Below are 14,553 nucleotides of genomic sequence, written 5' to 3'. Positions count from 1 at the left end.
CCCTTATAGTTACCCTTTTTCTGAAATAAAAAACTAAGTCTGCCAGTCTGCGCTTCTGACTTCCAATCGGTAATTGTCATTTCTGGCCAAGGAAGAGCCATTGCATTAACATGCAATGGCTCTTTTGATTTAGGCAGTATGAGTTTTTTTCTTTTTTATCGGTGAAAGAATTCGTTCCAGCCATCCTAGTATCAGATCTGAGAGAATGGCCATCAATGCCGTCGGAATTGCTCCTGCAAGTATGATTGCCGTTCCATTTGAAGCATTCGTTCCTCTGACAATGATATCCCCCAGTCCGCCTGCGCCTACGAATGTACCGACCGCGGTTACTCCAATTGCAACGACAAGCGCTGTACGTAAGCCAGCCATGATGACAGACAGAGATAATGGCAGTTCGACCATTCTTAGTAACTGGAGCTTCGTCATCCCCATTGCCTTGCCAGATTCTAAATAAGCATGATCGATACTTGTAATTCCGACATAAGTGTTTCTCAAGATTGGCAGTAAGGAATATAAAAACAATGATAAGATAACCGTATTTGTTCCTAACCCCATTACTAGCATCAGGAGAGCGAGCATAGCCAATGCTGGTGTGGTTTGTATGACATTCGTTATTGAAAATACCCAATTGCTCAATTTCTTATGTTTCGCGATGAAAATGCCTATCGGGATGGCTACTATTGCTGCAAATAAAACTCCATAGGCGGACATTAAAAAGTGGCGATAAAATTCAGTAAGTACATACATCCAATTTTGGGAATAATAAGTTCCCAGCTGTTGCAAGGTTTCCATTAGTGTGCACCTCCCATTTATTCAAAGTATTTATGTGCTTTTAGGAATTCCGATGCTACGACCGATGGTTCCTTCAAGTTTCCATCCACTTCATAGTTCAGTTCCTGCATGGTTTCAGTAGTGATTTCACCAATTAACTTGTTAAGCTCTTCTTCAATTTCAGGATATCGTTCCAATAATTCTTCGGTAACGACCGGTGAACAGTCATATGGAGGGAAATATTGTTTATCATCTTCCAAAAGCTTCAAATCATTAACCTTAATCCGTCCATCTGAGGAGTATGCAAGGACAATATCCATCTGACCATTTTTAACTGCATCGTAAACCAAGCCAATCTGCATCGGATAAGTTTCCCCAAATTCCAATCCATATGTATCGACGAACCCTTTATAACCATCGCCTTTTCTTTTCAGCCAAGCACTGTCTACACCTAACCTTAAATTATCTGCATCCTTTTCCAGATCCGATATTTTCTGATAACCCTTTTCCTCTGCCAATTCATTTGAAATCGTAAAGGCATAAGTGTTATCGAATCCGTAAGAATCAAAAAATTTGAACCCATATTGTTTTTTGAATTCCCTTTGAACGATTTCCATCGCCTTTACTGGATCCTTTTCAATTTCCTGTCCCAGCACACTCGTTAAATCAGTCCCTGTATATCGAGTTGCGGCTATGTCTATGTCACCGGTCTCCATCGCCTTTTGCTGAACGAAATTGGAACCTAGATTTTTAATGATTTTCGTATCAACTTCCGTATTCCTTTCAAGGAGTTGAGCGATCATGTTCGCCAAGATCTCGGATTCGGTCATGCTTTGGGCACCGATCTTTACAGTAGTTTCAGAAGATGACCCTAAACCAGGCAAGGAGCAGCCGGTGATCACTAATGAACAAACTAAAAGGGTCATGAAAATTGTACGTCTCATTTTTTTATACATGGTAATCCTCCTCAAGCAACTTCCTTCATACCTTTCAAACCTTTTGGTACGACTTTTCGTTCAATGATCGAGAATACATAATCCACCAGGATAGCCATGATGATTACCGGAACTGCACCTGCGATGATATATTCTGTTTGGTATAAATTCAAACCGATAAAAATGTAATCTCCAAGTCCCCCGCCTCCAATAAAGGAAGCTAAGGTGGCCCATCCAATTAAATAGACGGAAGCCGTGCGGATGCCAGCCATAATGACGGAAAGTGCAAGCGGGAATTCAACCAGACGAATTCTCTCCCAGCTTGTCATCCCGATTCCGCGTCCGGATTCCAGAAGATTTTCATTTACGCCTTTAATGCCTGTGTATGTATTTCTGAGAATGGGTAAAACGGAATAGAAAAATAACGCAATGATTGCGGGTGTTTTCCCAACTCCGAGGAAAGGAATGAAAAAGGCTAATACCGCTAAGCTTGGCAATGTCTGCATAATGTTTGCCATTCCGATTATTATTGAAGAGGTCCTTTTCATTCGCGTCAACATGATCCCTAGTGGTACAGCAACTATTATTCCAAGGAAAACAGCGATCAAAGATATATATAAGTGCTCCCATGCCTTGTAAACCAATTCTTGCCAGTTCATTTGTAAAAAATCGAGCAAAGTTACCATCTCATTCACCTCCTAAATCATTTCTGCCATTTCTTCCATTAGATTTTCTTCTTCTCCCCAGATACTGTCATATACGATGTCCACTAATGTAGCCCTAGTGACGATCCCGACCAAATGTTTATTGTGGTCAACTACCGGCACGTATTTGAATCCTCGTTTTAAAATCTTCTGAACGGAATCGCGGATTAAAGTATCCTGTTTCACTGAATAGACTTCAGTATTGATTACTTCACTGATATATTTAGCCTTTTTACGATATTCACTGATCGTTTCAACATCCACGAACCCTTTCAACACATTTTGCTCATCGACCACAAGTAAAGAATCTACCCGTTTCTCGCGCATGATCGTAATTGCATCTGTAAGCGATTTTTCCTCTGTAATGGATATTGGGTTTCGACTCATGATTTGTTCAACCAACTCAACATTCGGTCTTGTTTGAAGTAGGCGATCTTTGCCGATGAATTCTTCCACAAACTCATTGGCTGGGTTTCTGAGGATTTCATCCGGTGTTCCCACTTGGACGATTTCACCAGCTTTTAAGATGACGATCCTGTCGGCCAGTTTAATGGCCTCATCCATATCATGGGTAACAAAAACAATTGTTTTATCAAGTGTGCGCTGTAGATTTTTAAATTCCTCCTGAAGGGCATCGCGGGTGATTGGATCTAGAGCGCCAAAAGGTTCATCCATTAAAATGAGTGGAGGATTTGAAGCTAGTGCTCTGAGAACGCCTATCCTTTGTTGCTGCCCGCCGCTCAATTCGTAGGGATACCTTTCCAAGTATTCAGGACCCATATCAACAAGCTGAAGCAATTCCAGTGCGCGTTCCTTTTTCTTCTGTTCATTCCACTTGAGAAGCTTTGGAACGAGGGTGATATTTTCAAGAATCGTCATGTGAGGGAAAAGTCCGATTTGCTGGATAACGTACCCAATCTGTCTTCTTAGCTCGACTGGATCTTTATCCAGTATATTTTCATCATTAATAAGTATCTTGCCTTCCGACGGTTCGATAAGACGGTTAATCATTTTCATTGTCGTTGTCTTACCGCATCCACTCGGTCCAATAAAACAAATGAACTCACCTTTTTTAATATCCAATGATATATTTTTTACAGCTTTCTTTCCTCCCTTATAGATTTTCGATACATTTTCGATTTTTAACATAACAAGCACCTCCATCAGTCGCATACAATTACAAATTTTACAAATATATTAATTTTTCATTTGCACAGTCTCTTCTACCCATTTAGCAAACTTGATAAACCTATTTTTTTAAAAAAACTAGTTCATTGGAATTATATTGAATAAATGATAAAAACTACCTCAATTAAAATGAGGTAGTTAAAAGATATATAAAATTAAAGATGAATTAAAATCCAATATTTTTAGCAATAAGGGTTTTTACGGTTTCATCTGTCCCTGTAAAGAAAGTTGTCAAAGGAATATCCCGGTGACGCTGGGCAATTTTATCGTCTTCTATATTTCCGTAGCCATCATGTAATTGCATGCACTTATCAGATATTCGCTTAGACATCTCCGTTATCCAATATTTAGCCATCGATACTTCAGCTATGATATTCGCCCCAGTCATATGTTTACAGATCAAACCATCAACAAATGTTCTTCCCAGATGAATATCTGTCGCTATTTCAGCAATGGTAAACTGTGCATTTTTATATTTACTTATTTTCTTATCAAATGCTTTTCGTCCTCTTATTAAATCCATCGTTAAGTGAAGCATTTCTTCCGCCGCCATTAAAGACCCGATCGCACACATTAGTCTTTCCTGCTGCAGTTTTTGCATGATATATGAGAGACCCTCCCCTTCCTCCCCAAGGAGGTTGCCAACAGGAACTGAAGCATCATCGAAAAATAGTTCGGCTGTGTCTAAGCATCCCTGTCCTGTTTTACCAAGCTTCCTTCCCCGTGAAAAACCTGGTGTATCTTTATCAATGATCAGCAAGCTTATCCCGCCCTGGAAATGAACAGCATTACGATCAGTTTTGCATGCCACGATCATGAAGTCTGCCTTAAAGCCATTTGTGACAAACTCTTTGGCTCCATTGACAATATAATACCCATCTTTCCTAATCGCTGTGGTTTGGATATCCACTAATTCCGAACCCATTCCCGGCTCTGTCCATGCAAAAGCTGAAATCAATTCACCTGTAATGAATTTCGGTAAATATCTTTGTTTCTGATCTATTGTTCCAAATGAGGCAATATAAGGGGCTACAACATCAGAATGAATGGATATTCCTCCTAACGCTGATCCGACCATTTCCAATTCCTCTGCCAGCACAACTGAATATCCAAAATCTGCTCCTATTCCACCGAAGTCCACATCAAGCCACGGACATAAAAATCCATTATCTCCAATCTTTTTCCAAAAGGAGGAAGGTATCCCCCCCTCCTTTTCCCATTGATCATAAAAGGGGACAGCCTCCTTGGCGAGAAATTCACGAATTGATTGTTTAAATAATAAGTGTTCTTCCGTTAGGAAGGAACGAGAATCATCCTTATTTATCTCCATCGTGCTAACCATGGGTTAACCTCCATTCTCTAACGATTTTGTACGTATAATCCACTAACATGATCAAGTTAAACATCTCGTTATAAACGGTTACAATCGCAAATATCAAACGGTTAAAATGACCCACAATATTCTTGTTCAACAAAAGTATTGAATTCCCTTTTAAAAAAACTATTTTTTTCCATTTTAAATCTTGTTTATTTATTACTTAACTGCTTTGAATATGGGTTTTTTATATATTCTATCGAGGTTGTTTTTGGAATATATTTGTATTAATTTAGCAAAAATTCTTTTTTCCTATTAAAATGGGTATTTTAACAATCCGTTACCTTTGTTTCTCCTCAACAGTACCCCTGGCCCTCCCTGCAGTGTCATAGCTTCGCTTGTTATACGATATCTAATTCCAGCCAACCTCCAACATGTTTCTACAAGTAGGAGGCGGGCAGTTTTCGTCACGAAATCATGTCCCACGCACCCGTACGCCCTGCCCTGTCTACTGATATAAGTGTTTTACATTTTACCCATAGCACTAAACTATGTAAAAATAGGTGCAAAAGTATATAACCTAAACTTCACATAAAAAATACTCTGGAGTATATCTCATCCCAGAGTATTTTTTACGCTATACTACTTTTTCATTAAACCGCATCTTTACCTTATCAGATGTTTAGAAGCGGTAAACTTTTGGAGCAGTAATTTGTATTTCTTCCCCTGTAGTGGGTTTCAAGTACGGTTTGCTCGGCCATACATCTCAAATGTACCAAATCTAATCAAATTAGAGCTCATAAAAGGCTCCTGAAATCTTTCCTTGCACCTTTGCACTATGAACTTCGTTATGGCCATGCACCATTTACTGTGATCCGACCGCTATATAGTTTCGCCTCTATAATATATATTCTCTATTCCTTCACAAATTTTAATTTTGGACTTTTCCATTAATGACAACACACTTCCCATTTTTAGGTTGCTTTATCATCCTTCCATCCTTGATGTATACAGTGTAAGTATTATTGACTTTAGCATCTAATCTTGCTAGGTCTCCCGTTATTGCTATGATATTTTTGACCGCTTCCTTCTTCAGGTTATCCATGACTTTCTTTTTCCATTGTTCCCGTTTGTTTTTTTGCTTCTTTTCATCAACCATTAGGATCCCATCCTTTTTGTTTGATTTAGGTCTTCTCCGATAATAGTGTATTATATTTTTATCATCTTGTTACCTTTATGCTTTTCCTTATTGGGTTCTTTTTTTACTTTATAACGTAACGGTAAGTAAATAGGATTTAAATAAAATGCTCACGCTAGTGATAACAAGAAAAGAACACACATAAAAACAGGATGCAACTGAATGTTGCACCCTGTCTGAAAAAGGGGTTTGCTTCATTTCGAATCAGCATTAATTCTCTGCGATAAACACCTCATCTACAATAGAGTAAATACCGGTATCTGACTAGAGTTTACCATCCAAAGCAACCATCCCCTATATCTTAAAAAGTTTTATCAACTTTCAAAGCATAATTGACAATTATTGAATGAGTTTTCTGCTTTTACGTGCAAGCGAACCATCTCCTTGCTCGAAACGATTTTTAATGAAGCTTCCAGTAGTTAAGTTAAACGTCTTTAACTGACACCTCATTTACTATATGATATGAATCACACGTAAATCACTAGCCCCTTATTCTTTATTTATTATGACCATCAGCGGGCAAAATATTATTGGTTGTTTATGGATATCAATAAAATATTCATCGTAGTTTAAGTACAAATCCTTCGCAACCTCAATGGCATAACAAATGCATAGTTATCTTACCATCCTTTTTATAAAAAAGGAGCGGAATTAAGCGAAACGACTCAGATAAAACCTACACTAAGTTCGACGTTCTCCATGGAAAGGACGGTAATGCGCAAAAAAAGGCCGGCAGTCGTTAGTTTAGTTTTCACCGACTTTCTGCACAACCTCTTGCATTCATACTGCATAATTAATAAAGAAACGACAAAGCATTATGAAGACTTCATTTGGATTATCGTGCATTCAACTCTGAACGATATTCATCTATAATCTCTTGTATCTCCGGATCGGCTCGGACATTTGTGACGTCGTAGAGAAATCCATCGGATTCAACCAACGTCATTTTCCCGTCAACAACTTCAAAAGTCAAATCCAAGCGTCCCAAATAATGTTCTTGTTCTCCGCCGGCTTGAGTAATTGGCACCATCACCTCTCCATTGAATTCGTATTCGGGCGTTTCGATGACCTTGTGTGTATCTGCACCGATTACCGCTGAAACTCCAGGAACCTGAGCCAGCTTGTGGTCTTCAGTGTTTCCAGCATGCGAAAGGACTATATTAATGTCGGACTTTTCACTCACCTCAGGAAGCAACTCATTCAACGCTTCTACCGGTTCGATGAAATCGAGGTCTGCAACATCATTCCAACCGCGAATTTCCGGCTTCATCGAAGTAAGGCCGATCATGCCGACTTTAACGCCATTGAAAGAAAAACTCTTCCAAGGCTTGACATTCTGAATGTACTTTCCTGTTTCCCGGTCAATGACATTACCAGTAAGGATGGGGAAATTCACGTTGCGGTGATAATTCTTTAACTGTTCATAACGGCTTTTCTGTGTGCCCTCTCCGGCAGGGTAAACGCGGAAATCGTTGTTTCCGCGAACCATTGCATCATAGTCCAAAGCTTTCAAAAGCGACGTCTCCAATTCTCCTTGACCCGCCTGAAACTCGCCGCGCAGGAAGACATCCCCGCCATCGACCAGAAGCAGATTCTCCTCTTCATTGCGCACATTTTCAATGATGGTGGCATACTTCGCAATTGAATTGTGATGAACGGTTCCATCAACCAGCGTGACGATGTCATCCAAATGACCATGAAAGTCATTCGTCTGGAGAATGGTGAGTTCAAACTTCTCTCCCTTCTTGAGCTTTTCCTCCGCAACTGCTGTAAAGGGCTTTCCGACAAAAGCAGCAGCCATCGCCAGCGAAAAGCAACCCATCAATAACTTCATTCCCATTTTATTCATCCTATTTCCTCCAAGCAATTACTCTATTAAATTGTAGACACAAGTTATTTAGTTTCCAGTCTTTTCGGTTTTATCAAGTGCAACTAGTTTCGTTTTTTCTTCAGAGTTAGTTTTTGCTTCTTTGTCATTGCTGATCAAATCATTTGTTGCTTTTTTAAATTCATTTAAAGTTCTCCCGAACGCACTTCCGATTTCCGGTAATTTAGAAGGACCAAAAATGATTAACGCAATGACTAGAATGAGAATTAGGCCGGGAATGCCGATACTAGATAACAATTTTCTCACCTCCTAAACCATGATGGTTTGTTCGTAATCAAAATGCGATGATAAATTATAAAATTGGCATACCATGGCGCTCCAAGGCTGCTGCTTCCAATATAGACATGCCTTGTTCATCTGCAACTGCAGTAAGTTTATCCGAAACAACAGGAGCAAGACTTGCGGGCGGCAGGGCCTGGTTCATAGCTCGTCTACGTGTAGAATTTCTGCGTGCAAATGGTCCCCAAATCGCAAAGGTGATACCTGGTGTTTGCATATTTACAAAGAAAGTATTTCCATCCGGAGAAAATGTAGGGCCAGCAAATTCAGAACCGTTCATCATATTTTCAGCGAAAGTATAAATATGTCCTTCAGGAGTCAATCCGACAATACGATCATTACCGCCACCATCTTCGGCGATCCATAGATCTCCCCAGGGAGTGATTGTAATGTTATCTGGTGATTCTAAATCATTTTTATCCGTAGACTCATAGAATAGTTCTAAAGTGTTTGTCGCTGGTGTGTAGCGATAAACACGGCCAAGGCGCGCTGAACCTGCACTTGTATCATCAAACCATAAAGTGCCTTCAGAAAAATAAGCCCCTTCTAAGCGGCTAAACTGAATACAGCCTTTTTCCTTAGCGTCTTGCTGTGCGATTTCGGGATTTAATTTTTTCCAAACAATCCCGAATTTTTGTTTAGTACTAAATTGACTTGCAGCTGCAGCTGGTAATTCATCAATCGCTGCTGCTTCAAGTGTACCGCCCTTTTGAAGAGAACCTAGTTTTTGACTACGGTCATGAGGTGTAAAACGATACAAGAAGCTTGGACTTGCGTCTTCCGTTAAATACCAAATCCCTGTTGAAGGGTCAACATGCCCAGCTTCATGAGAGAAATAACCCATATCACGGATTGGTGTTCTTGACATTTCGTTTTCAGGATCAAGCGGATTTACTTCAAATACAAAGCCATGTCCCATATCACGGGTTTCTTCCATTGTTAACCAGGTACCCCAAGTCGTAGCTCCACCCGCACAGTTACGGATTGTACCTGAACTTGATACATACTGATCAATGACTTTATTATTTTGTCCAACGATCAATGTGGTTGTGCCGCCCGCAGCACCAGAACTCCAAGGTTTTTTTCCATTTACAGGGTAATCAGAATTTGTCCCATTTTCATGGTTTCTTACAAGTATGGTTGTACCCTTCTCTCCTTTATATGCAGCCATTCCATCGTGAGCAGAAGGGACAAGGTCACCATTAGGCATGACATCACCAGTCCGTGAAAGCATTGTGTAGTGAAATCCCCTTGGCAGATCAAGAATTCCATTTGGATCCTTTACTAGCGGGCCATATCCACCAAAACCGCTTGTTGGTTTGCTAGATTCCACTGCAAACCCTTTTGTAGTTCCCGCAAGAGAAAATACCCCAGTTGAACCAAGTGTTAATGCTAAAGTGCTCATTCCACCAACTTTTAAGAAATTACGTCTGTTTAAACCGCTATTGCTAGATATCATTAACATTACCTCCAAAAATTTTTTGAGGGATGCTATATTCCTTAAAGCAAACTCTCCCCTCAAAATTAACAAACCTTTTTAAATGTTCTGTTAATTGTTTGTGATTTATATTTTTGCATGAAAAACAAGCTAAAAGTCACGGTTAATACACAAAAAATGGATGTTATTACCACATTTACAACATGCATAAGAGGAAATTGATGGTATGGATTCAAAGTCGAGAAAATAATGAGGATTTTGTCATAAAAAGATCGATGCAGATTATTAAAGTTTTTAAAAGTTTGTAAATAATCCAAGATGAAAACTTGTTAACCCGTTTTTCTAGTAAATAATTGAAAAGAGGAATTGGTCCACATTACTTAAGCATAGTATGGATTTGTAGGGTTTAATGCTAGAATCCTTATTTGATTGATAAAGTTCACATAGGACTTCTCGGTATCATAAACTACTAGTAGAGCAATTTTAACAAATAAAAGCCAGCCTCAAAAAAAGGACTGGCAACTTTCTCTATTACATTCTTTTTGCTCCTAAATATCTTTTTTTCCAATAGCTATTATCCATGGAGGTAATGCTAACGCCATTTGATGATGAGCTGTGGATGAATTGATTACCCCCTATATAAATACCAGCATGTGAGGCGCCAGTTTTATAAGTCTCGTAAAAGACCAAATCTCCAGCTTGTAGTTTGGAAACCTTTGTCCCCTTTTTATAAATTTCAGATACCGTTCTTGGTAAAGTGACATCTGCGCTTTTTTCGAGAACGTATTTTAGAAATCCGCTGCAATCAAAACCTTTAGGCGTAGTTCCCCCCCATACATACCGTACATTCAAATGTTTTTTTGCTTCTTTCACTATCGCAGAAGATTTATTGCTAGCTTGATTCACATTAGCTACGGTGGATGTCTGCTTTTTTACACCCAATGCTTTATATGTATTCGGACCTACAATACCATCAGCTTTTAAACCTTTATTTTTTTGGAACTTTACAACTGCACTTTTAGTAACCGTGCCAAAATATGTAGTTGTATTCTTACTCTTAAAATATTCTTTTTTCTTTAATACCTCTTGTAATTGTTTTACTTCGGTATGGGTCATTCCACTTTTTAACGTCCGATCGCCCAATGCAGCATTACTAACCAACGGATTTGATAGTAACAATCCTGACACTACAAAAGATGCTATAATTTTTTTCATTTTCTCCCCCGATAAAATCCTTTTTTTTTGATTTTATCAGCTTTAAGTGACAAACATATTTACCTAATTTTACATTATGATTACAATTTTATGCATAAAGTGTGCAAAAAATACAAAATATCTAAAATAACCCTAGCATTCCTTTTCTTTCTTACTTTGAATTTGATTATTAATCATACTTTCAAAAGGCCGCCAAATGACAGCATTATTATGTCGCATACACACTCGTTAGTTGCTTAAGACCTATTAAAAGTTGACACAAACTATGTAATAAACAAGCACTATCATTATGGTCTGTACCCGTAGCCAAACCCGAATAAAAAAGTAATAATTAAAAAAATGGCAGTTGATGGAATGAAGCTAACAACAATCAATCCTTTAGCTGTTTTGCTTTGTACACTTCTATACCATTTGTAATAAATAAAAAGGAGAATTACTGCCAAAGGCCAGAAATAATATCCAGCCATCGTGTCAACCCAGCCTGAATTTTTATCCCAATATATATCTGGTACAGGGAGAATATTCTCATATTGTCTATCAATTTTGTTTTTAGTTTTTATAAAGATATAAGAAATTACAGAATAATAAGCTACTATTGTAGCCTTTATCCACAAAATTAAAAACCTATTGGTCATTACTATTAAAAAGATTATTGCCAGCATGATGAACAAACTTGTGTATTCCAAAACAAAATCACCTCTAAATCATATTAACCAAAAAATATATCAATTACCATAAAATGTTTAATATTGACCAATACGAAGACAATATGCTTATTGATAAAGATTACATTTTCAAACTAATTTAGGTAAGACAAAAAGAGGGTCCCTCCAAGGAAGTGACCCCACTATTATGTTGGGCTCTGCCCTTTGGGCTAGCCTCTCATTTTTAAGCCGTTTTACTTAGTTTCAGATTCATTTTTACCCATGCCTTCAGCTAATTGTTCAAATGATTTAACCTTACCATGTGGATTCTGCGATTGTTTACGATCTTTCCATTGGCGTTCTTCTTGTCGCTTAGATTGAGTCATCTAAATTGCCCCTTTACATAAAGTTCAGTAAAACGTTAGAAGCATGAAAAGCCTCCAGCCATTGACCCTGTGCAGTCATCACTTATCATGAGTCGGGGTCTGGCAAGTATGAATTAATGCATGCCTTTCCACTCACCTTGATTTTTAGATGCTTTTTCTTTTTTTGCTTTATTTTTATGTGCTTGATTAGCGTTTGCACTGCCAAATTCTTTAGAGAATTCAGAATCAGTTTTGCTTGAATTGAATCCTTGTTTGTTCTTTTGGTCTGCATCATTTTTCTTTGTTCGTTTTGCCATGGATACCCCTCCTTCTTACCTTTAGTATGAGATCAGAAAGAAGAAATATACCCCGAATTAATACCCATAGTAACATGAAACTTTCATGTAATTCGGGTAAAAAACAAAGTGAATAATAAGTTCCGGTTCGGTTATTTTATAAATTACATACCTAATTAAAAGGTGTTTGAAATTAGCTTAGCACCAGAATTTCCTGAATTGGATTTACCATTAATGACAATACACTTCACATTTATATGTTGCTTATTATCCTTCCATCCTTGATGTTTATAGTAAGTATTATGGACATTAGCATCAAATCTTACATGGTCTTCTACCATGGTATTTTTGACAGCTTTCCTCTATCCTTAACTTTCTTTTTCCATTGTTCCCGTTTGAGTTTTTTGCTTTTTTTCATTAACCATCAAGATCCTTATGATTTTTCCTATTATATTTTGTCCTATTACAAAACAGGTTACGGTAAAATAAGTGAATGATTCAGGTACAAGCCTTTTAGCAAGAAATATTAAACGATAACTAAGCAAGGGTTTTCCTCAAAAATATTTTTTATGATATGATAGTTAAATTGTTTATCTCACCTGTGACACATTTACATTCATCTAAGAAAAGAGGTATTTATGCACGACACAGAATTATCCAAGCGACATTGGTTACTCATCTTAACACTTACTTTATTAACATTTGTTCTCGGGACAAGCGAATTTGTTATCATCGGAATCTTAACCGATATTTCCTCGAGTCTAAATATTACAAATGCAAAAGCAGGTACACTCGTTTCTGCGTTTGCCATTACGTTTGCCATTGCGACACCGCTCGTGATGTCGGCAACAAGCCATTTTCCAAAACGTAAATGGATGTTGTTTTTGATAGGTTCGTTCATTATCCTGAATGCTTTGTGCGTAATATCGACGAGCTTCATCATGCTGCTTGCTCTTCGGATGATGACTGCGATCGTAACAGGAGTTTTAATTTCACTTGCCATGATTGTTGCAAGTGAAACCATGCCAATCGCGAAACGTGGACTAGCTATATCATTCGTTTTCGGTGGTTTTACTCTTGCAAATGTAATTGGAGTACCAATAGGCACTGTCATCGCTGATTGGTACGACTGGAATGCGACCTTTCTTTTAACGACTTTTCTCGGTGGAATTGCGTTTTTGGCATCTTTCTTGATTTTGCCTACTATGCACAGTAGATTTCGCAGTTCAATGCGTGAGCAATTTTCTTTGTTAACACACCCAAGGATCTTAATGGCTTTTTTCATTCCGTCTCTTGGATTTGGTGCAACGTATGCCGTTTATACGTATCTTGTTCCGATCCTGAAAGGAATGGAAGCACCAAGTAGTTCAATCAGTCTAATCTTGTTTGGCTACGGATTTATTTCCATTTTCAGCAACATTCTTGCTGGTAAAATTGCCAGCCACAATGCTATCGGACGTCTCCGGTTTGTTTTTCTCGTTCAAGCGATTGTTCTGGTCAGTTTATATTGGACCACAAATAACTTAATCTTGGGATTGGTTAATATTAGCTTAATGTCATTAATGGCCATCCTTTTAACAACATCTACCCAGCTTTATTTGATAGATCTAGCTGGCATTTATCAACCAAAAGCTACAGGACTAGCTGCTTCACTGATGCCAGTAGCAAGCAATGTCGGTATAGCTTTTGGTTCTGCATTAGGCGGAGTTGTTTACCATCAGGGAAATTTGATGAATGTTACATTGGTAGGTGGGTTGGTTGCTATCTTTGCAAGTCTTCTAACTTTCCTAAGCCATCGCTTAGACCAAGAACAAAAAGAACTAGCATAAGAGAGAAGTTATCTGCGCCTTGGTATGCATCCTCTGGTACGTGCAATGGCATAATTAACGAGAAGTGTTATTGTGGTTTTGAAACAAAGTGATCTCAAATTAATACAAAAAATCTTGATAGAGCATGTTTTGAAAAAAAGATCGATCCAAAACATGCTCTTAACCGTATTTGATTGAATGATATTTTTATAAAAAAGTTTGATCATTTTCCATACTTCATACAGGACCAACCAGCTAATAAGATGTCAATATCTTTCTCTAAAATCTTATTACCCATATGATCTACTGTTTTTGGTCATGCCCAATAGCCCTCCAAACCTTTTTGGAAGGGTTTTTCTCTGTGTCAGTTAATCGGACAAAAGTGCCAGGAACAATTTTTCCTCTTTAAAAGTACGTAAATCCAATGAAGCAATTTATTAATGAGGAAAGTTTTTCCTTCTAATTTTCCTGATTCTATCATTCTATTAGAATTAATTACCTAATCGAAA

Annotated in this window: 14 protein-coding genes; 1 reads left to right on the top strand and 13 read right to left on the bottom strand. The window is 38.1% G+C overall.

What is annotated here, in order from left to right; genetic code table 11:
* Nucleotides 1-129: 129 nt before the first annotated feature.
* From N0M92_RS23045 to N0M92_RS22985, 13 genes are all read right to left on the bottom strand, one after another.
* Nucleotides 130-792, bottom strand: a complete 663-nt coding sequence (locus N0M92_RS23045) for an ABC transporter permease (RefSeq protein ID WP_260288035.1) — start codon at nt 790-792, stop codon at nt 130-132.
* Nucleotides 793-809: 17 nt separating this feature from the next.
* Entirely contained in the window at nt 810-1,727 is a 918-nt protein-coding gene (locus tag N0M92_RS23040) for an osmoprotectant ABC transporter substrate-binding protein (protein WP_311202593.1), read from the bottom strand.
* An 11-nt stretch (nt 1,728-1,738) separates the two neighbouring features.
* Nucleotides 1,739-2,392: an ABC transporter permease gene (locus tag N0M92_RS23035; RefSeq protein ID WP_397443915.1), complete on the bottom strand. Its 654-nt coding sequence runs from the start codon at nt 2,390-2,392 to the stop codon at nt 1,739-1,741.
* A 12-nt stretch (nt 2,393-2,404) separates the two neighbouring features.
* Nucleotides 2,405-3,559 (bottom strand): betaine/proline/choline family ABC transporter ATP-binding protein, encoded by a 1,155-nt coding sequence (locus tag N0M92_RS23030; protein WP_260288033.1) that lies wholly within the window; start codon nt 3,557-3,559, stop codon nt 2,405-2,407.
* Between the two features lie 205 nt (nt 3,560-3,764).
* Nucleotides 3,765-4,940: an acyl-CoA dehydrogenase family protein gene (locus tag N0M92_RS23025; protein ID WP_260288032.1), complete on the bottom strand. Its 1,176-nt coding sequence runs from the start codon at nt 4,938-4,940 to the stop codon at nt 3,765-3,767.
* Between the two features lie 904 nt (nt 4,941-5,844).
* Complete coding sequence (locus N0M92_RS23020) at nt 5,845-6,072, bottom strand: hypothetical protein (RefSeq protein ID WP_260288031.1); 228 nt, start codon at nt 6,070-6,072, stop codon at nt 5,845-5,847.
* An 874-nt stretch (nt 6,073-6,946) separates the two neighbouring features.
* Entirely contained in the window at nt 6,947-7,960 is a 1,014-nt protein-coding gene (locus N0M92_RS23015; RefSeq protein ID WP_260288030.1) for a bifunctional metallophosphatase/5'-nucleotidase, read from the bottom strand.
* 48 nt (nt 7,961-8,008) lie between these two features.
* Nucleotides 8,009-8,236 (bottom strand): twin-arginine translocase TatA/TatE family subunit, encoded by a 228-nt coding sequence (gene tatA, locus N0M92_RS23010; RefSeq protein WP_260288029.1) that lies wholly within the window; start codon nt 8,234-8,236, stop codon nt 8,009-8,011.
* Between the two features lie 55 nt (nt 8,237-8,291).
* The gene (locus tag N0M92_RS23005; protein WP_260288027.1) at nt 8,292-9,737 is read right to left on the bottom strand and encodes an alkaline phosphatase PhoX; all 1,446 of its coding nucleotides are present in this window, start codon (nt 9,735-9,737) and stop codon (nt 8,292-8,294) included.
* A gap of 510 nt (nt 9,738-10,247) precedes the next feature.
* A complete protein-coding gene (locus N0M92_RS23000) occupies nt 10,248-10,931 on the bottom strand; it encodes a C40 family peptidase (protein ID WP_260288026.1) in 684 nt (227 codons plus the stop codon).
* Between the two features lie 287 nt (nt 10,932-11,218).
* Nucleotides 11,219-11,617 carry a hypothetical protein gene (locus tag N0M92_RS22995; RefSeq protein WP_260288025.1) on the bottom strand — a complete coding sequence of 133 codons (399 nt, stop codon included), beginning with the start codon at nt 11,615-11,617 and terminating at the stop codon, nt 11,219-11,221.
* A 212-nt stretch (nt 11,618-11,829) separates the two neighbouring features.
* Nucleotides 11,830-11,961 (bottom strand): DUF6254 family protein, encoded by a 132-nt coding sequence (locus N0M92_RS22990; RefSeq protein WP_228467419.1) that lies wholly within the window; start codon nt 11,959-11,961, stop codon nt 11,830-11,832.
* A gap of 113 nt (nt 11,962-12,074) precedes the next feature.
* Nucleotides 12,075-12,257 (bottom strand): hypothetical protein, encoded by a 183-nt coding sequence (locus N0M92_RS22985; RefSeq protein ID WP_260288024.1) that lies wholly within the window; start codon nt 12,255-12,257, stop codon nt 12,075-12,077.
* Nucleotides 12,258-12,874: 617 nt separating this feature from the next.
* Between N0M92_RS22985 and N0M92_RS22980 the strand changes: the two genes are divergently transcribed.
* Nucleotides 12,875-14,065 carry an MFS transporter gene (locus tag N0M92_RS22980; protein ID WP_260288023.1) on the top strand — a complete coding sequence of 397 codons (1,191 nt, stop codon included), beginning with the start codon at nt 12,875-12,877 and terminating at the stop codon, nt 14,063-14,065.
* Nucleotides 14,066-14,553: the final 488 nt, after the last annotated feature.

Origin of the sequence: Peribacillus aracenensis (genome assembly GCF_025175645.1) — a bacterium.
Classification (GTDB): domain Bacteria; phylum Bacillota; class Bacilli; order Bacillales; family DSM-1321; genus Peribacillus; species Peribacillus aracenensis.
The sequence above is the reverse complement of the archived record's forward strand: the minus strand, read 5'-3'. Positions and strand labels throughout refer to the sequence as shown.

Coding starts and splice junctions, on each gene's coding strand:
- N0M92_RS23045 (WP_260288035.1), bottom strand. CDS start 792: ATGGAAACCTTGCAACAGCTGGGAACTTATTATTCCCAAAATTGGATG.
- N0M92_RS23040 (WP_311202593.1), bottom strand. CDS start 1,727: ATGTATAAAAAAATGAGACGTACAATTTTCATGACCCTTTTAGTTTGT.
- N0M92_RS23035 (WP_397443915.1), bottom strand. CDS start 2,392: ATGGTAACTTTGCTCGATTTTTTACAAATGAACTGGCAAGAATTGGTT.
- N0M92_RS23030 (WP_260288033.1), bottom strand. CDS start 3,559: ATGTTAAAAATCGAAAATGTATCGAAAATCTATAAGGGAGGAAAGAAA.
- N0M92_RS23025 (WP_260288032.1), bottom strand. CDS start 4,940: ATGGTTAGCACGATGGAGATAAATAAGGATGATTCTCGTTCCTTCCTA.
- N0M92_RS23020 (WP_260288031.1), bottom strand. CDS start 6,072: ATGGTTGATGAAAAGAAGCAAAAAAACAAACGGGAACAATGGAAAAAG.
- N0M92_RS23015 (WP_260288030.1), bottom strand. CDS start 7,960: ATGAATAAAATGGGAATGAAGTTATTGATGGGTTGCTTTTCGCTGGCG.
- N0M92_RS23005 (WP_260288027.1), bottom strand. CDS start 9,737: ATGATATCTAGCAATAGCGGTTTAAACAGACGTAATTTCTTAAAAGTT.
- N0M92_RS23000 (WP_260288026.1), bottom strand. CDS start 10,931: ATGAAAAAAATTATAGCATCTTTTGTAGTGTCAGGATTGTTACTATCA.
- N0M92_RS22990 (WP_228467419.1), bottom strand. CDS start 11,961: ATGACTCAATCTAAGCGACAAGAAGAACGCCAATGGAAAGATCGTAAA.
- N0M92_RS22985 (WP_260288024.1), bottom strand. CDS start 12,257: ATGGCAAAACGAACAAAGAAAAATGATGCAGACCAAAAGAACAAACAA.
- N0M92_RS22980 (WP_260288023.1), top strand. CDS start 12,875: ATGCACGACACAGAATTATCCAAGCGACATTGGTTACTCATCTTAACA.